This window comes from Streptomyces sp. NPDC001270, from assembly GCF_042896695.1.
GTDB lineage: Bacteria > Actinomycetota > Actinomycetes > Streptomycetales > Streptomycetaceae > Streptomyces.
Genome location: NZ_JBIAXM010000006.1, coordinates 159,151 through 178,640 on the forward strand (window position 1 = coordinate 159,151; position 19,490 = coordinate 178,640).

General features: G+C 73.2%; 17 protein-coding genes and 3 pseudogenes. 11 read left to right on the forward strand and 9 right to left on the reverse strand.

Features of this window, described 5'->3' with window-relative positions:
• The first annotated feature begins 9 nt into the window (after positions 1 to 9).
• Together ACFY2B_RS12520 and ACFY2B_RS12525 are read left to right on the forward strand one after the other, a co-directional pair.
• A complete protein-coding gene (locus ACFY2B_RS12520; RefSeq protein WP_390763283.1) occupies positions 10 to 723 on the forward strand; it encodes a futalosine hydrolase in 714 nt (237 codons plus the stop codon).
• Positions 713 to 1,567, forward strand: coding sequence for a 1,4-dihydroxy-6-naphthoate synthase (locus ACFY2B_RS12525; RefSeq protein WP_390763112.1), 855 nt, complete (start codon positions 713 to 715; stop codon positions 1,565 to 1,567). Before ACFY2B_RS12520 ends, ACFY2B_RS12525 begins: the two co-directional genes overlap by 11 nt.
• A gap of 46 nt (positions 1,568 to 1,613) precedes the next feature.
• Here the strand turns inward: ACFY2B_RS12525 and ACFY2B_RS12530 are convergent, their stop codons facing one another.
• Positions 1,614 to 1,997: a cold-shock protein gene (locus ACFY2B_RS12530; RefSeq protein WP_376532580.1), complete on the reverse strand. Its 384-nt coding sequence runs from the start codon at positions 1,995 to 1,997 to the stop codon at positions 1,614 to 1,616.
• Between the two features lie 238 nt (positions 1,998 to 2,235).
• Positions 2,236 to 2,460 (reverse strand): recombinase family protein, encoded by a 225-nt coding sequence (locus ACFY2B_RS12535; protein ID WP_390763284.1) that lies wholly within the window; start codon positions 2,458 to 2,460, stop codon positions 2,236 to 2,238.
• Between the two features lie 513 nt (positions 2,461 to 2,973).
• Here ACFY2B_RS12535 and ACFY2B_RS12540 point away from each other — a divergent pair.
• Positions 2,974 to 3,534 carry a hypothetical protein gene (locus ACFY2B_RS12540; protein ID WP_390763113.1) on the forward strand — a complete coding sequence of 187 codons (561 nt, stop codon included), beginning with the start codon at positions 2,974 to 2,976 and terminating at the stop codon, positions 3,532 to 3,534.
• A 95-nt stretch (positions 3,535 to 3,629) separates the two neighbouring features.
• Here the strand turns inward: ACFY2B_RS12540 and ACFY2B_RS12545 are convergent.
• Positions 3,630 to 3,728: pseudogene (locus ACFY2B_RS12545) on the reverse strand (IS630 family transposase); the annotation flags it as partial.
• A gap of 316 nt (positions 3,729 to 4,044) precedes the next feature.
• Between ACFY2B_RS12545 and ACFY2B_RS12550 the strand changes: the two are divergent.
• Positions 4,045 to 4,296 (forward strand): hypothetical protein, encoded by a 252-nt coding sequence (locus ACFY2B_RS12550; RefSeq protein ID WP_390763114.1) that lies wholly within the window; start codon positions 4,045 to 4,047, stop codon positions 4,294 to 4,296.
• On the opposite strand, the gene ACFY2B_RS12555 is transcribed toward ACFY2B_RS12550, so the two are convergent.
• Together ACFY2B_RS12555 and ACFY2B_RS12560 are read right to left on the reverse strand one after the other, a co-directional pair.
• On the reverse strand, positions 4,272 to 4,907 hold the full coding sequence (locus ACFY2B_RS12555; RefSeq protein WP_390763115.1) for an HAD family hydrolase: 636 nt from the start codon (positions 4,905 to 4,907) through the stop codon (positions 4,272 to 4,274). The genes ACFY2B_RS12550 and ACFY2B_RS12555 overlap by 25 nt on opposite strands.
• Before the next feature lie 391 nt (positions 4,908 to 5,298).
• Positions 5,299 to 6,465, reverse strand: a complete 1,167-nt coding sequence (locus ACFY2B_RS12560; RefSeq protein ID WP_390763116.1) for a hypothetical protein — start codon at positions 6,463 to 6,465, stop codon at positions 5,299 to 5,301.
• Between the two features lie 148 nt (positions 6,466 to 6,613).
• On the opposite strand from ACFY2B_RS12560, the gene ACFY2B_RS12565 reads away from it, so the two are divergent.
• From ACFY2B_RS12565 to ACFY2B_RS12580, 4 genes are all read left to right on the forward strand, one after another.
• On the forward strand, positions 6,614 to 9,244 hold the full coding sequence (locus ACFY2B_RS12565) for a helicase-associated domain-containing protein (protein ID WP_390763117.1): 2,631 nt from the start codon (positions 6,614 to 6,616) through the stop codon (positions 9,242 to 9,244).
• Positions 9,245 to 9,326: 82 nt separating this feature from the next.
• Positions 9,327 to 10,970 carry a DNA repair helicase XPB gene (locus ACFY2B_RS12570; protein ID WP_390763118.1) on the forward strand — a complete coding sequence of 548 codons (1,644 nt, stop codon included), beginning with the start codon at positions 9,327 to 9,329 and terminating at the stop codon, positions 10,968 to 10,970.
• Between the two features lie 230 nt (positions 10,971 to 11,200).
• On the forward strand, positions 11,201 to 11,398 hold the full coding sequence (locus tag ACFY2B_RS12575) for a hypothetical protein (protein WP_390763119.1): 198 nt from the start codon (positions 11,201 to 11,203) through the stop codon (positions 11,396 to 11,398).
• A complete protein-coding gene (locus ACFY2B_RS12580) occupies positions 11,395 to 11,694 on the forward strand; it encodes a hypothetical protein (protein ID WP_390763120.1) in 300 nt (99 codons plus the stop codon). The genes ACFY2B_RS12575 and ACFY2B_RS12580 overlap by 4 nt, the downstream gene beginning before the upstream one ends.
• On the opposite strand, the pseudogene ACFY2B_RS12585 reads toward ACFY2B_RS12580, so the two are convergent.
• Together ACFY2B_RS12585 and ACFY2B_RS12590 are read right to left on the reverse strand one after the other, a co-directional pair.
• Positions 11,589 to 12,750 (reverse strand): annotated as a pseudogene (locus ACFY2B_RS12585) (glycosyltransferase 87 family protein). The gene ACFY2B_RS12580 and the pseudogene ACFY2B_RS12585 sit on opposite strands and share 106 nt — an antisense overlap.
• Positions 12,751 to 12,854: 104 nt before the next feature.
• Positions 12,855 to 13,034: a hypothetical protein gene (locus ACFY2B_RS12590; RefSeq protein WP_390763121.1), complete on the reverse strand. Its 180-nt coding sequence runs from the start codon at positions 13,032 to 13,034 to the stop codon at positions 12,855 to 12,857.
• Positions 13,035 to 13,363: 329 nt separating this feature from the next.
• Between ACFY2B_RS12590 and ACFY2B_RS12595 the strand changes: the two genes are divergently transcribed.
• On the forward strand, positions 13,364 to 15,475 hold the full coding sequence (locus ACFY2B_RS12595; RefSeq protein ID WP_390763122.1) for a HelD family protein: 2,112 nt from the start codon (positions 13,364 to 13,366) through the stop codon (positions 15,473 to 15,475).
• Between the two features lie 221 nt (positions 15,476 to 15,696).
• Here ACFY2B_RS12595 and ACFY2B_RS12600 read toward each other — a convergent pair whose 3' ends face one another.
• On the reverse strand, positions 15,697 to 16,452 hold the full coding sequence (locus tag ACFY2B_RS12600; RefSeq protein ID WP_390763123.1) for a copper homeostasis protein CutC: 756 nt from the start codon (positions 16,450 to 16,452) through the stop codon (positions 15,697 to 15,699).
• Between the two features lie 288 nt (positions 16,453 to 16,740).
• Positions 16,741 to 17,449 (reverse strand): annotated as a pseudogene (locus tag ACFY2B_RS12605) (maleylpyruvate isomerase family mycothiol-dependent enzyme).
• A gap of 79 nt (positions 17,450 to 17,528) precedes the next feature.
• Here ACFY2B_RS12605 and ACFY2B_RS12610 point away from each other — a divergent pair.
• On the forward strand, positions 17,529 to 18,173 hold the full coding sequence (locus ACFY2B_RS12610) for a hypothetical protein (RefSeq protein ID WP_390763124.1): 645 nt from the start codon (positions 17,529 to 17,531) through the stop codon (positions 18,171 to 18,173).
• A 78-nt stretch (positions 18,174 to 18,251) separates the two neighbouring features.
• Entirely contained in the window at positions 18,252 to 19,487 is a 1,236-nt protein-coding gene (locus ACFY2B_RS12615) for a Cmx/CmrA family chloramphenicol efflux MFS transporter (RefSeq protein ID WP_390763125.1), read from the forward strand.
• The last annotated feature ends 3 nt before the right edge of the window (positions 19,488 to 19,490 follow it).

Below are 19,490 nucleotides of genomic sequence, written 5' to 3' on the forward strand. Positions count from 1 at the left end.
ACGTCCGGGATGCGCTGCCTGGTGGCCACCGCGGTCCCCGCCGAACGGGACGCGGTGGCCAGGGCGCTGCACGGCACCGCCCGCGACGTGCACCTGCCGGGCGCCACGCTCCAGCGGCTCACCGGCCCCCACCCGTACGACCTGCTCGTCGCCGGTGTCGGCCCCGGCCGCGCCGCCGCCTCCACCGCCGCCGCCCTCACCGCCGCGACCCTGGACGGCACCCCGTACACCCTGGTCGTGTGCGCCGGTATCGCGGGCGGCTTCGGGCCCGCGGCACCCGTCGGATCGCTCGTCGTCGCCGACGAGATCACCACGGCGGACCTGGGCGCCGAGACCGCCGACGGCTTCCTCCCGGTCACCGAACTCGGCTTCGGAACCGTCAGCCACCGTCCACCGGAATCACTCGTACGGGCCGTGACCGCCGCGCTCGAAGCGCCCGCCGGGGCCGTGCTCACCGTCTCGACCGTGACCGGCAGCGCCGCCCGCGCCGACGCGCTGCGCGCCCGTCACCCCCGGGCGCTGGCCGAGGGCATGGAGGGCTTCGGGGTCGCCGAGGCCGCCGCCGCGCACCGGGTGCCCGTCCTCGAAGTACGCGCGGTGTCCAACCAGGTCGGTCCGCGCGACCGCGCCGCCTGGCGCATCGGCGACGCCCTCGCCGCCCTCACCGAGGGCTTCGGGAAGCTCGCGCCCGCACTGGAGAGTTGGAACCCACATGAGCCCTGAGAGCCGACCGCTGCAGATCGCCTACTCCCCCTGCCCGAACGACACCTTCGTCTTCGACGCCCTCGCCCACGGCCGCGTCCCCGGCGCACCCGCCCTCGACGTCACCTTCGCCGACATCGACATCACCAACGGCATGGCCGAACGCGGCGAGTTCGACGTGCTGAAGGTGTCGTACGCGGTGCTGCCGTACATCCTCGGCGACTACGCGCTGCTGCCCTCCGGCGGCGCGCTGGGCCGGGGCTGCGGGCCCCTCGTCCTCACCCGCGAGGCCGACGCGGACCTCACCGGCCGCACGGTGGCCGTGCCGAGCGAGAAGTCGACCGCGTACCTGCTGTTCCGGCTGTGGGCCGCGGACACCCTGCCGGGCGGCGTCGGCGAGATCGTCGTGATGCCGTTCCACGAGATCATGCCGGCCGTGCGGGACGGGAAGGTCGACGCCGGACTCGTCATCCACGAGGCACGGTTCACCTACCACACCTACGGCCTGCACAAGCTCGCGGACATGGGCGAGCACTGGGAGGCCACCACCGGCCTGCCGATCCCGCTGGGCGCCATCGTCGCCAAGCGGTCGCTGGGCGCGGACACGCTGCGGCTGCTCGCCGAGTCGATCCACACCTCCGTGCACACCGCCTGGGATGACCCGGAGGTCTCCCGGCCGTACGTCATGGAGCACGCCCAGGAGATGGACCCGGCCGTCGCCGACCAGCACATCGGGCTGTACGTCAACGAGTTCACGTCCGGCCTCGGCGAGGACGGATACGCGGCGATCCGGGGCCTGCTCACCCGCGCGGCGGCCGAAGGGCTCGTCCCGCCCCTCGGCCCGACCGCACTCGCTTTCCCCTGACGCGCCCGGTTTCCCCGACGCGCCCGGATTTCCCCCGGGGCCGCCGCTATACGTCCAGTTGATCGGCGACCGCGCGCAGCAGTCCGGCGATCTGCTTACCGGCGGCCTTGTCGGGGTAACGGCCCTTCTCCAGCATCGGCGTGATGTTCTCAAGGAGGGTCGTCAGGTCCTGCACGATGGAGGCCAATTCGTCCGGCTTCTTGCGCTGCGCCGCCGCGACCGACGGCGTCGGATCGAGGATGACCACCGAGAGGGCCTGGTCGCCGCGTTGACCGGCGACCACGCCGAACTCCACGCGCTGTCCCGGCTTGAGCGAATCGACTCCGGCGGGGAGAACCGAGGAATGGACGAAGACGTCACCGCCGTCGTCACGGGAGAGAAAGCCGAAGCCCTTCTCGCTGTTGAACCACTTGACCTTGCCAGTCGGCAAAGCACACACTCCCTCGATCCGTCGCCGGACTGGCCGGACGCCCTTGAACTGCCGTCATGACAGCCTACCGGGGGTCTCTCCAGCCGAACACGCCTTAAAACGGGAGAGAGCCCCTGCCTGTGCCGCCAGGGGCCCGAAGTGGTGGGGGGAGCGCGGCGCGGGAGACTCCAAGGGCCTTGGCAATGGCACTGACGCTCTCCCTCTTGGCCTTACGAGCCTTGGCCACGGTGAGCAGATCCTAAGTGATGACGGTAGGACGTCGACTAGTACGCCCTTGAGCCTTGGCCGCATCCAATCCGGCACGGGTGTGCTCTACGATCATGTCTCGCTCAAGCTCAGCGAAAGCAGCCATCACCATGAAGAGGAACTTCCCCTCACCGGTAGGCGAGTAGGTACCGGAGAAAGTTCCCGGGAGGATACGGAGCGCGATTCCACGGGAGTGCGGATCCTCAGCGATGGCCAGAACATCCCTGGCTTGCGGACCTTGTTCTGCACGGGGCCCGGCCGGAGAACGACGCCGGCACCGCCCGCTCCAGCGGGCTGACGTGGCCGTCGTCGCGGACGGTCCACCCGGAGCCGCGCGGGGCCCAGCGGTGCTGGGCGATCACCACCCGGCGTCACCACGCCGTCGATGCGGCGGCGCCACTCGTCCATCCGGACGGCCAGCTTCCCGACACCGGACTGGGCCTGGACCACGGTCAGCCCACCGGGAACCGTGCACCACCAGCGTCGCCTCGTCCAGGGGTGTGGGAGGACTACAGGATCGTAGATTCGTCGCCGCCTTGAACTGGTACGCACACGGGCACGTTGTGGAGGACGTGGTTCAACTTGCCAGCTAGTGACACTCCGTATGTGAAGGCCGCCGACGCCGATGCGGAACCAGCACGCGGTGGAATCGAATGACCGTTCACAGTCGTGAAACGGTCGAATGCGACGGGAGGAGAACTCCGTCGCACAACCGAGAACAGGAGACGCCATGCCCACACCCGAACCCGAATTGCAGATCGATCCTCGCATTCTGGAGTGGAGGCGGAGCGACGCATTCGAGCTGGAATTGAAAATGCAAAGAGGCGACTACACGAGAGAAGAAGTAGAGGAAATCCACCGCAACGATATGTACGTCATCCAGAAATATCATGATGAGATAGTGTCACTGCTCCCGCATGTAGATGTCGCTGTCGCGATGGACGAAGTGGGGTATTACTACCAAAATTACCGGGACGCCAGGAGGCCGATTATACGGTACCTTGAGGCGGGTAACGGCGAGCCGCCGCGCATCAATTTGCCCCCGGCGTTTGCTCCCGGCGGGACCCCACCGCCGTATATTGAGGAGCCTGCGCAGGATCCGGCCGCCGTCCGGCCGCCTGCCTATCCGGTTGCGCAAGCTGCGAATGCTGATGTGGCCCGGGTCGCTGCGCTGGGGCAGGAAGGGCGGGTGTCTCCTCGCCGGTCGCCGCGGATTGCCGCCCTGCAGGCCGCACGGAATGCCCGGGGGAGCACGCAGGGCGGAAGCCCCGGGACACCAGGCCGGCGTTGACCGTCGAAAGCTGTGATCGTGCTGGGCGTGCGTCGCTGCTCCCGTAAGACCGACCCCTTGGTGATCCCGCGTGAATCACTGACTTCGGCTCGTCGGGGTAACGCTCGATTTTCGAGAGTCAGGCCGGTGCCTGCTATGAATCCGTCAAGGGTGTCGGGCCGGTACTGGAGGCGTTTGAGCCGGTTGCGGACGAGGGCGGCTTCGCTCTGGGAGATTCCGCTGTCCGCGCCAAGGGCCTTGGCCAGTTCGTCGGCAGCAGAACACCGAATGAACCCGTCGCCTCCAGGCCGGGTACTTCACGGTGCGCCCCCGCCCGCCAATGCGGACTCATCGCCGCCTGCGACCAGCCGCCGCCCACCGGGGCCTTCGTCGAACGCCCCGGCCCTGTGGCGGAATTCACCCTGGATTCGGTGATCAGGAGGAGCATCCGGGCCTGTTCGTGGCCAGGCAGCACTGCCCAGTCCGGGTCGGCTCGGTCCGGGGCGGCGCGCCGGGAACTACCCTGGTCCGGTGCGTGACAAAACCCAAACGAATTCCGCCGCGCCCGGAGACGGACTGATCCGCGCCGGTACCGTGGTCTTCTTCCTCGGCGCCGTGGCCACCCTCGTCACCGTGGCCCCGCTGTTCCTGGGCGCGAAGCCTTTTCCGGCGTACATGTACGGCTTGTGCATGCTCATGGGCGTCGGATTCCTGGTGGCCGGCGCGGGCGTCCTGCGGTCGGTCGCCGCGGGGCGGCGTCAGGCGCGGGGCGCCGCGCGGTAACCGGCCAGCCAGCGCGGGAACGCGGACAGGTCGTCGAGGACGACGTCCGCGCCCGCGGTGTGCAGTTCGTCCGCACCGCACGGGCCGGTGGCCACCGCCACGGAGACCGCGCCGGCGGTGCGCGCGCCGCGTACGTCGCCGACGTGATCGCCCACGTAGACGCTCGCCCCGTGCTCGCGCAGCGCCTCCGCCTTGCGCTCGGCCCACAGGTCGCCGACGACCGCGTCGGGCTCGATGCCGAGGTGGCTCAGGTGCAGCTTGGCGTTGGGCTCGTACTTCGCGGTGACCACGATCGCCCGGCCGCCCGCCGCACGCACCGCCTCGACCGCCGCGCGGGCACCGGGCATCGCGGGGGTCGCGGTGATGGCGATCGCCGGGTACATCTCGCGGTACAGGTCGGACATCGGGGCGATCTGTTCGGCCGGAAACCAGTTGATCAGCTCATCGGCGAGCGGCGGACCCAGTCGGGTGACGGCCAGATCGGCGTCGATATAGGTCCCCGTCCGCTCCGCCAGCGCCGTGTAGCAGGCGTGGATGCCGGGCCGGGAGTCGATCAGGGTCATGTCGAGGTCGAATCCGACGGTGAGCACACGAGAAGTCATATGGGCCATTGTGCCGACCCCCACCCCCATAGGAGCGCCAGGGCCGCGGGAGCCCCAGGGCGCCAACCGCGCCAGGGGCGCGAGGAACTGCGCGACCAGCCCCACCACACCCGCACCCGACAAACACCACAACCCCCACGGCCCCCCGTCCCACGTCACTACCCCACCCCGTGAGCCCCAACGCCCCAAAGGGGCGCGGGGAACTGCGCAACCAACCACGACGCACCCGCACCCAACAAACACCCCCAAACCCCCCGCAGCCCCCGTCCCACCCCACCACTCCACCCCGCAAACCCCAACACCCCCAAAGGGGCGCGGGGAACTGCGCAACCAGCCCCAACACACCCGCACCCGAATAACACCCCAAACCCCAAAAAACCCCACCGCCCAAGCCCAGCGCTCAGCGCCCCCGTTGGGAACGCCAAACCACATACAACGCCGACCCCAAAGCCGCCGCCCGCACGACCCACGGCCACGTCTCGCCCAGGGCATCGCTCATGTGGCCCTGCGCGATGGGCGCCCCCCAACGGCCCTCGTTCCTGCCCCACAGCCAGACCAGCCCGCCCGCCAGCGCCAGACCGGGCACCACCATGACGGCCCATTTGCTCTCCGCCGGAGTGAGCCGGCGGGAGCCGTAGGCAATGATCCAGCCGAGGATCAGCGCGAACCAGTTGCCGAGCACCGCCCCGGCGACGAGGGCCGCCGCGGCGAGCAGGAGCAGCGGGTTGGTCCAGCCCGCGGCGGGACCGGGCAGGGACAGCCGACGGCGGGCGGACGAACCGGCCGCCCCGGCCGCGGGCTCGGCCTCCGCTTCTCCGGAATTCCGCCGCTGCCCGACCTTCCCGCGGGCCTCCTTCTCGGACTTCCCGTCGGACTTCCCGTCGGCCTTCCCGGCCGTTTTCCCTACCGACTTCCCTGCCGACTTCCCTGCCGCCCTGCCTTCGGCCGTCTCCTCGGCCTCCGGTTCCTCTTCCTGCGGCGGCGGCTTGAGCAGTTCGGGGATCTCCACGCCCCCGACGAACCCGGGCACGTCGTCACCGGGCCCGAACGGGCTGTCGCCCACCCTCCACCAGTCGGGCCGGAGCGCGCCGTCGCCGAAGCCGCCCGTCTGGGGGAAGTGCGGCGGGGACGGGAGGTCGGGGCGGTCCGGCGCCTCCGGCTCGGCCGACCGCGGCCGGGGCACGACCCGGCGCAGCCCCCTGCCCCTCTCCTTGGGCGCTCGCTCCCTCGGCTTTCTCTCCCGGGCGCCCTTGTCGCGGCCGAGCAGCCCCTTCGGCTCGGGGTCGCGCGGCGCGGGCTGCACGGGCACGGCCGCGGGTGGCGGCTGCGGCACCCCGGCGTCCCCGCCCGCCGCCGCGACGACCTCGTCCGGCGTGCCCAGCCGGTCGAGGATGCGGCGGACGGCGGCGGGACTGTCCACGGAGACCTTGGCCCGGTGCTGGTCGATCTCGTTGCGCAGCCCCGAGACCAGCCGCATCCGGGTGGCGGACGGCAACTGCTGCTGCTGCGCCACGTCGCCGACCCGGCTCAGATACTCGAAGACGACCTGGTCGCTCTCGATCCCCACTAAGCCCCTCCGGGGGTTGGCCGTAAAGAACCCCGACGGTTGACGTTACCGCGAGTCCCGCGCCGCCCGGGACGGCGGCCGGGTCGCGGCGCACGCCGACCCGCACCGTACGGCCGCGACCGGGGGCGACGCCGGTACCGTAAGTCAGATGAGCACCGAGGACCGCCCGGCGCCCCGTTCGCTCGCGGAAGCGCTCCGCGTGCGCGACGACGCCTCACTGGCCGCGCTGCTGCGCGGCCGCCCCGACCTCATCACCCCCGTGCCCACCGACCTCACCCAGCTCGCCACCCGGGCGGGCACCCGGGCCTCGGTCCTGCGCGCCCTGGAACGCCTGGACCTCTTCACCCTCCAGACGGCGCAGGCCCTGGCCGTGGCGCCGGACCCGGCGGCCTACGGCGAACTGCTGGGCCTGCTGGCGGGCGACGCCGGTGACCGGGCCGTCGCCGCCGTCCTGCCCGGCGCCCTCGCCGTATTGCGCGAGCAGGCCCTGGTGTGGGGCGACGACGACCGGCTGCGCCTGGTGCGTACGGCCCGCGAGGTGCTCGCCCCGTCGGCGCAGCATCCGTCGCCGACCGGTCTCGGGCCGACCGTGCAGGAGGCCACGGCGGGCATGTCGCCGGGCCGGATCCAGGAGATCGTGACGGCCGCGGGCCTGCCCTCGACCCATGACTCGGTCTCCGCCGTGACCGCGCTGGCCGGCCTGTTCACCGACCGCGGGCGGCTGGCCGCCCTGCTCGCCGAGGCTCCGGAGGGCTCCCGCGAGGTGCTGGCCCGGCTCGTCTGGGGGCCGCCGTACGGGCAGGTCACCGCCGAGCCGGGCAGTCATCTGCGCTGGCTGCTGGACCGGGGTCTGCTGCTGCCGACGGCGCCCGGCACGGTCGTCCTGCCCCGCGAGGTCGCCCTGCATCTGCGGGCGGGCCGGGCCCACCGCACGCCCGAGGCGGTACCGCCGCCCGTGGAACCGGCCGCGACGCATCCCGCGCGGATCGTGGACGCGACGGCGGCCGGGCAGGCGTACACCGCGCTGGCGACCGTGGAGGAGCTGCTGACGTACTGGGACGAGGGCGGCCCGGCGGTGCTGCGGGCCGGCGGGCTCAGCGTCCGGGACCTGAAGCGGACGGCCGTCGCCCTCGACGTGTCCGAACCGGTCGCCGCCCACTGGGTCGAACTGGCCTACGCCGCGGGCCTGCTGGCCTCCGACGGCGAGGCCGACGAACGGTACGCGGCGACCCCGGCCTACGACGAGTGGCTGGAGCGGCCCCCGGCCGAGCGCTGGGTGCGGCTCGCGCAGGCGTGGCTGACGGCGACCCGGACGCCGGGGCTGGTCGGCGGGCGGGACGCGAAGGACCGTACGTTGTCGGCGCTGGGGCCGGGCCTGGACCGCTCCGCGACGCCCGAGGTGCGGCACCGGGTGCTGGGTCTGCTGGCCGGGCTGCCGGAGGGCGCCGCCCCGGCGCCCGACGCGGTACCGGCGCGGCTGCGGTGGGAGCGTCCGCTGCGCGGCACGGTGGCGGCTCCGGCGCGCGACGGCGCCCGGCCGCAGGGCGGTGCCGACGATCTGCGCTCCCGGATCGCGCGCTGGACGCTGACGGAGGCGGAGCTGCTGGGCATCACGGGCCGTGGCGCCCTGTCGTCCCACGGCCGCGCGCTGCTCGGCACGCCCGCGCCCGCCGCTCCCGACGCTCCCCCGCCGGCGCCCGCGCCCCCTCCCGCGCCCGCCGTGAACGGCAGCCGCACAGCCGCCGGCGATCCGGGCGCCGGGCCCGGGGACAAGCTGCCCGCCCACCACCGGCGGCGCCCGCCCGCACCCCGTGAGACCCTCTCCCCGGCCGAGCAGTCGGCGGCCCGCGCCGTGGCCGCCGGGCTGCTCGCCCCGCTGCTGCCGCAGCCGCTGGACCACGTCCTGCTCCAGGCGGACCTGACCGCGGTGGCGCCGGGACCGCTGGAACGGCCGCTGGCCGCGACGCTGGGCGTGCTCGCGGACGTCGAGTCGAAGGGCGGCGCGACGGTGTACCGCTTCACGCCCGGCTCCGTGCGCCGTGCCCTGGACGCCGGGCGGGCCGCCGCCGACCTGCACGCCTTCCTCGCCGCGCACTCCCGTACCCCGGTCCCGCAGCCGCTGACGTACCTGATCGACGACGTGGCGCGCAAGCACGGCCGGCTGCGGGTGGGCGCGGCGTCCGCGTACGTCCGCTGCGACGACGACGCCCTGCTGAACGAGATCCTCGCCGACAAGCGGTCGGCCGCGCTGCGCCTGCGCCGCCTGGCCCCGACCGTGCTGGCGGCGCAGGCCGACCCGGCGACGCTCCTGGAGGGCCTGCGCGCGCTGGGCTACGCCCCCGCCGCCGAGTCCGCCGAGGGCGATGTGCTGATCGCCCGCGCACAAGCGCACCGCACCCCGCCCCGGACCGCCCCCGAGCCGGTCCCGGACGGCCCGCCCACCCCCGATCCGACCCTGCTGTCCGCGGCGATCCGCGCGATCCGGGCGGGCGACCTGGCCGCGACGGCTCCGCGCAAGCCCGCGGGCAGCCCCGCGGCGGGCGGCGACCTGCCGCGTACCAGTTCGGCCGAGACCCTGGCCACCATGCAGGCCGCCGTGCTGACCGGCGGGGCCCTGTGGATCGGGTACGTGAACGCCGAGGGCGCCGCCAGCCAGCGGGTCATCGCGCCCATCCGGGTCGAGGGCGGCTTCGTGACGGCGTACGACCACACGGCGGACGAGGTGCGCACCTATCCGCTGCACCGGGTGACCGGCGTCGCGGAGCTGGCGGACGGCTGACCGGCGGGCCTCCACGATCACCTGCGACTAGGGCACACTTGACGTTTGGCCGAGAATGAGGCCGTAAGAAAGGGTGCCGCGCGTGAATGGTCCGCTGATCGTCCAATCCGACAAAACCCTGCTGCTGGAAGTCGACCACGAGCAGGCCGACGCCTGCCGCCGCGCCATCGCGCCGTTCGCCGAACTGGAGCGGGCGCCGGAGCACATCCACACCTACCGGGTGACCCCGCTGGGACTGTGGAACGCGCGGGCCGCCGGGCACGACGCGGAGCAGGTCGTCGACGCGCTCGTGCAGTACAGCCGCTACCCGGTGCCGCACGCGCTGCTCGTGGACATCGCCGAGACCATGGACCGGTACGGGCGGCTGACCCTGAGCAAGCACCCGGCGCACGGTCTCGTGCTGACCAGCACCGACCGGCCGGTCCTGGAGGAGGTGCTGCGGTCCAAGCGGATCGCGCCGCTGGTCGGGGCCCGGATCGACCCGGACACCGTCGCCGTGCACCCCTCCGAGCGCGGCCAGATCAAGCAGACGCTGCTGAAGCTGGGCTGGCCGGCCGAGGACCTCGCCGGGTACGTGGACGGCGAGGCGCACCCGATCGAGCTGCGCGAGGACGGCTGGGCGCTGCGCGCGTACCAGAAGCAGGCCGTGGAGAACTTCTGGCACGGCGGCAGCGGGGTCGTGGTGCTGCCCTGCGGCGCGGGCAAGACGCTGGTCGGCGCCGGTTCGATGGCGCAGGCCAAGTCCACCACCCTGATCCTGGTCACCAACACCGTCTCGGCCCGGCAGTGGAAGCATGAGCTGGTGAAGCGGACCACGCTGACCGAGGACGAGATCGGGGAGTACAGCGGTACGCGGAAGGAGATCCGGCCGGTCACCATCGCCACGTACCAGGTGCTGACCACGAAACGGAAGGGGATCTACCCCCATCTGGAGCTGTTCGACTCCCGGGACTGGGGCCTCATCGTCTACGACGAGGTGCATCTGCTGCCGGCCCCGGTGTTCAAGTTCACCGCCGACCTCCAGGCCCGCCGGCGGCTCGGGCTGACCGCGACGCTGGTGCGCGAGGACGGCCGCGAGTCGGACGTGTTCTCGCTGATCGGGCCCAAGCGGTTCGACGCGCCGTGGAAGGAGATCGAGGCGCAGGGCTACATCGCGCCCGCCGACTGCGTCGAGGTCCGGGTGAACCTGACCGACACCGAACGGCTCGCGTACGCGACCGCGGAGACGGAGGAGAAGTACCGCTTCTGCGCCACCACCGACACCAAGCGGAAGGTCACGGAGGCGCTGGTGCGCCGGTTCGCCGGGCAGCAGATCCTCGTCATCGGCCAGTACATCGACCAGCTCGACGAGCTGGGCGAGCACCTGGACGCGCCCGTGATCAAGGGCGAGACATCCAACGCGCAGCGCGAGAAGCTGTTCGACGCGTTCCGCGAGGGCGAGATCAGCGTGCTCGTCGTGTCCAAGGTGGCGAACTTCTCCATCGACCTGCCGGAGGCGACGGTCGCCATCCAGGTGTCGGGCACCTTCGGCTCCCGGCAGGAGGAGGCGCAGCGGCTCGGCCGGGTGCTGCGTCCCAAGGCCGACGGCCACCAGGCGCACTTCTACTCCGTGGTCGCCCGCGACACCATCGACCAGGACTTCGCCGCGCACCGCCAGCGGTTCCTGGCGGAACAGGGGTACGCCTACCGGATCATGGACGCGGACGAACTCCTCGCGGAGAGCTGAGCGGGGCGGGCCCGGGGCACGGATCACGACCGGGCACCGGTCACGGGTCGGCACGGGCCACGGATCACGCCGAGCACCGGTCACGGGTCACGGGTCACGGGTCACGCCGAGCACCGGTCTCAGGTCGGGCACAGGTCACGCCGGGCACAGGTCCGGCACCAGTCACACCGGGCACAGGTCACACGGCCGGGGCATGTACCGGGCGTCATGCCGACCCTATGATGCCCGGCATGACGGTGAACATGACCTTCTCGCTGCCGGACGAGGTGGCCGCCTATCTGAAGGCCCGCCCGAACGCGTCAGCGCAGGTCGCCGCCGCCATAAGGCGTCAGATGCTTGAGGAGGCGCTGGACGCGCTGCCCCGCCGCGGGGACGACGACGCCTACCTCGGGGCGTCCGCCGACGCGTTCTTCGGCGCACCCCGGTGAGGCGCGGCCACGTCTACGACATCGAGCACGGCGGCCGTACCCGCCGGGTTCTCGTCGTCTCCGACGACCTCGCCAACGAGCGGCTGGCCATCGCCACCTGCGTGGAGGTCCACGAACCCGGCGGAACTCCGCCCTCCCTGCTGGCCACCGAGCTGACCGCCCCCGTCCCCGGGACGGCCGTCGTGGACGCCTACGCCACCTTCGCCGCCCGGTACTTCGTCCGCGATCTCGGTGCCGTCGCGCCCCGGGACATGGAGGCGGTCGAGACCGGCATGCGGGTGATCCTCGCGCTGTAGCCGCAGCCGCCGGGCCACCGGCCCCACCAGTGCCCCGCCCGGCAGTACCGGACCCAGCAGCACCAGGCCCAGCAGCACCAGAGCCAGCAGCGGGTACGGCGCCGCCAACGGCTGCTGCCACCAGGGCAGCCGGAGGTCCAGGTCGCCCTCGTGCGGCAGCAGCCACATGGTGCGGGCGGTGAACACGGCCACCGTCAGCGGCGCGAGCCGGGTACGGCCCTCGGCGAGGAGCACGGCGGTCAGCGGCACGCACCAGATCCAGTGGTGGGACCAGCTGACCGGCGAGACGAGCAGGGCGGTGCCCGCCGCCAGCAGGATCCCGTGCCGTTCGCGCGGCGCCCGCGCCGCCGCCCACAGCCCGGCGACGGCCACGGCGGCGGCCGGGAGCGCCCACGCCGGGCCCGGCGCCGGATCGCCCATCGCCCGCGCGACCAGGCCCAGCAGCGACTGGTTGTCGACGATCCAGCCCTTGCCGACGCGGCCGGTCTCGAAGATCCGCCCGGTCCAGAAGTCGACGCTTGCCGCCGGGAGCAGGACCGCCCCGAGGGCGACGGTCCCGGCGAAGGCGGCCGTCGCCGTCGCGGCCTCCCGCCGCCGGCCGGTCAGCAGGAGATAGCCGACGAAGACCGCCGGGGTCAGCTTGATCCCGGCCGCCACGCCCAGGGCGAGCCCGCTGCCCCGGGCGCCCGGCGGGCGAGTGAGGTCCCACAGGACGAGGCAGGCGAGTGCCAGGTTGATCTGGCCGAACAGGACCGTCTGGAAGACCGGTTCGAGCCACAGGGCGAACGCGGTGGCCGTGCACACCAGGGGCAGGCGGACGGTGCGGCCCGCGAGCCGGACGGAGAGGGCGACGAGACCTGCGAGCAGGAGCGCGTTGCCCGCGAGGAAGGCCGCCTTCATGGCCGGGACGGGGATCCAGGTCGTCGGCACGAACAGGACCGCCGCGAAGGGCGGATACGTCGCCGGGAGCCGCCACTCGGTGACGGTGAAACCGTACAGGTCGCCGCCGTGCAGGACGGCCTCGCCCTCGGCCCGGTAGACCAGCGCGTCGGCCATCGGGGCCCGTTGCACGACGCAGAGGGCGGCGAACGAGAGGAGGGACAGGGTCAGGAGGAGGTAAGGCGTCGCCGTCCGTTGTGCCACGGAGGCGAACCTAGGGGTTACTTACGGCGAACGCCCGCTTCCTCGCCGTATTCACCGAGTATGACGACGCCGAACGCCGCCTCGGCGAACACCTTGATGGCCCGCAGGGCACTGCCCAGGCGGTGATGGTGGTAGCCCGCGACGGCTGTGGCGCCGGCCGGGGCGGCTGATGCTGGGTGAATGGTTGCTGCGCTCATGTCTCCATGGTGGATCGTCGGGCACAAGACCGGCATCGGTCTGCGGAGCCAATTCCGGATGCCCCCGCGTAGCTCTCGGGATGGACCCGCTCCCCCTATGGAGGGTGGAGGTGTCCCCTAGGGGACGGCGGGGCGGACGCCGGAACACGCCGCGGGAAATCCATTGGCCACCGCCCGGACCTGCGCACTAGAATCCCCGCTCTTGCCCGCCTCCCTCCCGGAGTGCTGCCGCCCGGCCGGAAACCGGACGGCGTCCACAGTCACGCAGCCGCGCCGAGCGCGCACTGTCCGTGCAGCCGCCCTTGCAGCAGCCGACCGGAGGCACCGCCTTGTCCACGCCCGCCCACGACCCGCTCGACACCCCCGCCGGCACCCCCACCGGTGGTCCGGCCGCCGATCCCGCCGCTGATCCCGCCGGCGACCCCCTCGCCAGGGAAAGCGCCCATCTCACCGAGTCCCGCGCGGCCCTGCGCGCCATGCGCGAGGACGTCGAGTCCCTCGACATCAGCGACGTCACCGCGAACTGGGTCAACGCCGAGGTGCTCGCCGCGCAGATCGACGAGCGCATCAAGTCGCTGGCCGACCTCAGCGACACCCCGCTGTTCTTCGGCCGCCTCGACTATCTGCACGCTCCGGGCGCTCAGGAGGCCGAGGGCGCGGTGGGCGAGCGGTTCTACATCGGGCGGCGGCACGTGCACGACGCCGAGGGCGACCCGATGGTCATCGACTGGCGGGCGCCGGTCTCGCAGCCGTTCTACCGGGCGTCCAAGAAGGATCCGATGGACGTGGGGCTGCGCCGCCGCTTCGGCTACACCGGCGGTGACCTCACGGCGTACGAGGACGAGCATCTGTCGGACCCCGCGGAGGTGGCGCGCACCAGCAAGCTGCTCCAGCAGGAGATCGAGCGCCCGCGCGTGGGCCCGATGCGGGACATCGTCGCCACCATCCAGCCCGAGCAGGACGAGATCGTACGGTCCGGGCTGGGCGGCACGGTCTGCGTCCAGGGCGGCCCCGGCACCGGGAAGACCGCCGTCGGCCTGCACCGCGTCGCCTACCTGCTCTACGCGCACCGCGAGCGGCTGGCCCGCACCGGCACCCTGGTCATCGGGCCGAACCGGTCCTTCCTGCACTACATCGAGCAAGTGCTGCCCGCGCTCGGCGAGTTGGCGGTGCGGCAGGCCACCGTCGACGACCTGGTCGGGCAGGTGGAGGTACACGGCACGGACGAGGCGGCGGCCGCGCTGGTCAAGGGCGACGCCCGGCTGGCCCAGGTGCTCAAGCGGGCGCTGTACGCGCACGTGACCATGCCCGCCGAGCCGGTCGTGGTGGTGCGCGGCTCGCGCCGCTGGCGGGTCGCGGCGTACGAACTTCAGGACATCGTCCGCGAGTTGCTGGCCCGCGACATCCGCTACGGGGCCGCCCGCGAGGCCCTGCCGCAGCGCATCGCGCACGCCGTGCTGGTGCAGATGGAGCGCTCGGGCGAGGCACCGGACGACCGGGTGCAGGACGCGGTGGCCCGCAACAGCGCGGTGAAGGCGGCGGTCAAGGCGATCTGGCCGCCGGTCGAACCGGCGAAGCTGGTGCTGCGGCTGCTGACCGACGCGGACTTCCTCGCGGAGCACGCGGACGGGCTGCTGTCGGAGGACGAGCAGAAGATCCTGCTGTGGGCGAAGCCGGTGCGCAGCGTGAAGTCCGCCAAGTGGTCGGCGGCGGACGCCGTACTGATCGACGAGGCCACCGACCTCGTACAGCGCACGCACTCGCTGGGGCACGTGGTGCTGGACGAGGCGCAGGACCTGTCGCCGATGCAGTACCGGGCGGTGGGCCGCCGCTGCACGACCGGCAGCGCGACCGTCCTCGGCGACCTCGCCCAGGGCACCACCCCGTGGGCGACCCGCAGTTGGGACGAGGCGCTCGCGCACCTGGGCAAGGCGGAGGGCGTGGTGGAGGAGCTGACCGCCGGTTTCCGCGTCCCCACGGACGTCATCGCGTACGCCTCCCGGCTGCTCCCGCACATCGCCCCCGGCCTCACCCCGGTCGCGTCGGTCCGGGAGAACCCGGGCTTCTTCGACCTGCGCGCGGCCCAGGGCACCGGTGAGGTGGTCGCGGCCTGCGAGGAGTTGCTGCGCAACGCGGGCTCGACCGGTCTGATCGCGGCCGACGCCCGGGTCCCGGCACTGGCCGAGGCGCTCACGGCGGCCGGGATCACCTTCCTGGCACCGGGCGAGGAGACGACCCGGCAGACCCGGCTGACCCTGGTCCCGGCGTCACTGGCCAAGGGCCTGGAGTACGACTACGTGGTCCTCGACGAGCCGCAGGCGGTGGTCGACGGCGAACCCGACGAGCGCACCGGCCTGCGCCGCCTCTACGTGGCCCTCACCCGGGCCGTGTCGGGCCTGATCGTCACCCACACCGCACCGCTGCCGCCCCAGCTGGCCTGACGCCGGGGGCCTGCCGCGCGGACGCCGGTGCGGGAGCGGGCTCGGACCCGAAACCGGGCACGGGCGCGGACCAGGCACGAAGCGGCCCCAGGCCGCCCCCGGGCACGGACACCGGCGCGGGCACCCGCAGCACACCGAGCACCGCTCCCGCGCCGGCACCGGCACCCGCACCCGCACCCGCACCCGCACCCGCAGCGTCCGTTCAGGACCCGCAGCGTCCTTCAGAACCCGTCAGTCCTGTCAGTCCTGTCAGTCCTGTCAGTCCCGTCAGTCCCGTCGAGTTCGTCCAGCGTTCTCCGCCATTCCGTCACCGAGCGGGTCGACACCGGGCCCGACCAGCCGGACGGGCGGGCCGCGCCGCCGATGTGGAAGGCGGTGATGCCCGCGGAGCGGAGGGTCGGGACGTGGTCGAGGCGCAGGCCGCCGCCGACCATGACCGTCGGCTCGTACCCCGGTTCCCGGTCGCGCCCGGCCTCCGCCACCAGGGTGGAGAGCCCGTCGTCCACACCGGCCGCCGAACCGGCGGTCAGGTAGGCGTCGAGGCCGGGCAGGTCCGCGAGCTGTTTGCGCAGGGCGTCGCGGTCGGCGGCCCGGTCGATCGCACGGTGGAAGGTCCACCGGCAGCCGTCCAGTTCGGCGACGATCCGCTCCACCGCCGCCAGGTCCGGGCCCCCGCCCGCGTCCAGGAACCCGAGCACGAACTGGTCGGCCCCGGCCCCCCGCAGCTCCCGGGCCACCCCGGCCAGCCGGTCGACGCCCTCCGGACCACCGGCCGCGAACCCGTCGGAGAGCCGCAGCATCACGCGCAGGTCGATGTCGACGGCGGCGCGGATCCCGACGAAGGTCGGCACCGACGGGGTCAGCCCGTCGGCCGCCATGTCGGTGACCAGTTCGAGGCGGTCCGCGCCTCCGGCCTGGGCGGCGACCGCGTCCTCGACCCCGAGGGCGATCACCTCCAGGACTGCACGCGTGCTCATAGGACCCCTTTCCGACGGTGCTCCCTGGAGCGATGACAGGTCTAGTCCAATTGAGGGTACGCCCGCCCGCCCCGGCCCCGCGAGATCACCCCCGCCGACCGCGGCCCGCCGCACCGGGCCCGGCGGCGGAGCCCGCACCTCCCCGCAAGCCGGCAAGCCAGTCGGCTGGAGCCCGCACCACCCCACGAGCCGTCGACCGAAGCCCGCGCCACCCCGCAAGCCCGCCAACCGAAGCCCACACCCCCCACAAGCCGGCCGTCCGGGCCCCGCACCGCCCCGTGTAGAAGATCACCCGAAGATGTTCAGCTCCCCGGCCGCCGCCCCCGCCAGTTCGTACGACGTCCCGTCGAGCGGGCGGCCCGCGTACAGCCGTACCAGCGTGGCGCTGTCCCCGATGAAGCGGGCCGGGGTGCGCACCCCGCCGGTCGCCCCGAGCCGCAGCGGCTCGTCCAGGTCGTCGAGGTCCGCGTGGACCGGCAGGTGCGACCGCTCCCGGGTCACCCGGGACAGCAGGGTGAGCGCGTGGGGCGTCCCCGGCCCGCCGTACGCCCCGGGCACGCCGAGCGCGTCACGTACGTCACCGGAGTGCACCCTCCCCCACTGCCTGAAGGGCGTGGGGGGACCCCCACCCCAACGCGACCATGTCCAGCACGCCGTCGGCCGCCGCGATCACCGGCCCGGCCTCGGTCATGCCGCGCTCCAGTTCGTCGACGACCTCCGCATGGGTCCACCCGGCCCGTTCGGCGATGTCCCGTCGGTTCGACTCGGCGGAGAACACCCCCTCCTCGAAACGGTTCTCCACCACCCGGATCAGCGCGGCCGAGCAGTGCGCGAGCACGTCCCGGACGGTCCACCCCGGACACCCCGCGGTCGCCCGCGTGAAATCCGTGTCGGGCCGGGACCGCAGCAGCGGCACCAGGGCGTCGCGCTCGACGGCGAGCAGCCGGCCGGGCAGTTCGGGGTCCCGCGGTTCACCTGTACCGGTCGTGCCAGTCATTCCAGTCATGCGGTCCACGCTAGGGCCTGTCCGAAGTCCCGACCCGGGCCCGCGCGTACCGGCGCGGGAGAATGGCCCCATGGCCGACCTCGACGCCCTCCGCATCCGTTGGACCCGTGCCCTGGAAGGAGCCCGCGGCCCCGGCGGCGGCCCCGACCCGCTGCCGTACGCCGACCGCCTCCTGGCCCGCTGGCAGGAACCGCAGCGCCACTACCACACGCTCACGCACCTCACCGCCGTCCTGGACCACGTCGACGTCCTCGTGGACCACGCCGACGACCCCGATGTCGTACGCCTGGCGGCCTGGTTCCACGACGCCGTCTACCTCCCCGACCGCTCCGAGAACGAGGAGCGCTCGGCCCGCCTGGCCGAACGGGCCCTGCCGGAGGCCGGTGTCCCGGCGGACCGGACCGCCGAGGTCGCCCGGCTGGTCCGGCTCACCGTCACCCACGACCCGGCCGACGACGACCCCGACGGACAGGTGCTGTGCGACGCCGACCTGGCGATACTCGCCGCGCCGCCGTCCGCGTACGCCGCGTACACCGCGGCCGTCCGCGAGGAGTACCACTTCGTTCCGCCCGACGCCTTCCGTTCGGGCCGTGCCGCGGTCCTGCGCCAGTTGCTGGAGCTGCCCCGGCTGTTCCGGACGCCGTACGGACAGCGCACGTGGGAGCCGACCGCGCGCTACAACCTCACCGCCGAGCTGGAGCTGCTCACCGGCTGACCCCGGATCCGGGGAATGGCCCGAGCGGGCCGGGTGTTCTTCCCCGATATGCCCGCACCCGACATACGCCGCTCCCGTATGCCCCTTGCCGTCCGTGTCCTCGGACTGTCCGTCTTCGCCCTCGGCACCAGCGAATTCATGCTCTCCGGCCTGCTGCCGGCCGTCGCCGACGACATGAACGTGTCGATCCCCCGGGCCGGCCTGCTGATCTCGGCCTTCGCCATCGGCATGGTGGTCGGCGCGCCGCTGCTCGCCGTGGCCACGCTCCGGCTGCCCCGCCGCACCACCCTCATCGGGCTGCTCGCCGTCTTCGGCCTCGGCCAGGTCGCGGGCGCGCTCGCGCCCTCGTACGGGCTGCTGTTCGCCTCCCGGGTGATCAGCGCGCTGGCCTGCGCCGGGTTCTGGGCGGTGGGGGCGGCGGTGGCCGTCGCCATGGTCGACGAGGGCGTACGGGCCCGTGCGCTCGCCGTGATGATCGGCGGACTGTCCGTCGCGAACGTCCTCGGTGTCCCGGCCGGCGCCCTCCTCGGTGAGCACCTGGGCTGGCGCTCGGCGTTCTGGGCGGTGGCGCTCGCCACCGCCGTCGCGCTCGTGGGCGTCTCGACGCTCGTGCCGCGCATCCCGCGGCCCGCCGAACAACCGCGGCTGCGGCAGGAGTTGAAGATCTACGCGGACCGCCAGGTGCAGGTCGGCATCGTGCTGATCGCGCTCGCCGCGGGCGGGGTGTTCTGCGCGTTCAGCTATCTCGCGCCGCTGCTCACGGACGTGGCCGGGCTCGCCGACGGCTGGGTGCCGATCGTGCTCGCGCTGTTCGGGATCGGCGCCCTGGCCGGTACGACGCTCGGCGGCCGGATCGGCGACGCGCACCTGTTCGGGGTGCTGCTCACCGGGACCGCGGCCTCGACGGTGTTCCTCGTCCTCCTCGCGCTCCTCGGCCAGTTCGCGGCGGCGGCCGTCGTCCTCTCCTTCCTCCTCGGCTGGTCCGCCTTCTACACCGCGCCCGCCCTCAACGCCCGGCTGTTCGACGTCGCCGCCGCCGCCCCGACGCTGGCCGGTGCCACCACCACGGCCGCGTTCAACGTCGGCAACACGGGCGGCCCCTGGCTCGGCGGCGCCGTCATCGACGCCGGCTACGGGTACGCGGCCCCCGCCTGGGCGGGCGCCGCGCTCACGCTCACGGCGGTCGGCGCGGCCGGCGTGTCCCTGCGGCTGCACCGCCGTACGTCCGCGTCCCGCGGCCCGACCGCGTCCCGCGTCGTCACCGGCTCCGACGCCACCCGGCCGGAAAACCAGGTTCGTCCGCGGGGCCGATGACCC

Coding starts and splice junctions, on each gene's coding strand:
- ACFY2B_RS12520 (WP_390763283.1), top strand. CDS start 10: ATGCGCTGCCTGGTGGCCACCGCGGTCCCCGCCGAACGGGACGCGGTG.
- ACFY2B_RS12615 (WP_390763125.1), top strand. CDS start 18,252: ATGCCCCTTGCCGTCCGTGTCCTCGGACTGTCCGTCTTCGCCCTCGGC.
- ACFY2B_RS12575 (WP_390763119.1), top strand. CDS start 11,201: ATGACGGTGAACATGACCTTCTCGCTGCCGGACGAGGTGGCCGCCTAT.
- ACFY2B_RS12590 (WP_390763121.1), bottom strand. CDS start 13,034: ATGAGCGCAGCAACCATTCACCCAGCATCAGCCGCCCCGGCCGGCGCC.
- ACFY2B_RS12555 (WP_390763115.1), bottom strand. CDS start 4,907: ATGGCCCATATGACTTCTCGTGTGCTCACCGTCGGATTCGACCTCGAC.
- ACFY2B_RS12610 (WP_390763124.1), top strand. CDS start 17,529: ATGGCCGACCTCGACGCCCTCCGCATCCGTTGGACCCGTGCCCTGGAA.
- ACFY2B_RS12525 (WP_390763112.1), top strand. CDS start 713: ATGAGCCCTGAGAGCCGACCGCTGCAGATCGCCTACTCCCCCTGCCCG.
- ACFY2B_RS12565 (WP_390763117.1), top strand. CDS start 6,614: ATGAGCACCGAGGACCGCCCGGCGCCCCGTTCGCTCGCGGAAGCGCTC.
- ACFY2B_RS12540 (WP_390763113.1), top strand. CDS start 2,974: ATGCCCACACCCGAACCCGAATTGCAGATCGATCCTCGCATTCTGGAG.
- ACFY2B_RS12600 (WP_390763123.1), bottom strand. CDS start 16,452: ATGAGCACGCGTGCAGTCCTGGAGGTGATCGCCCTCGGGGTCGAGGAC.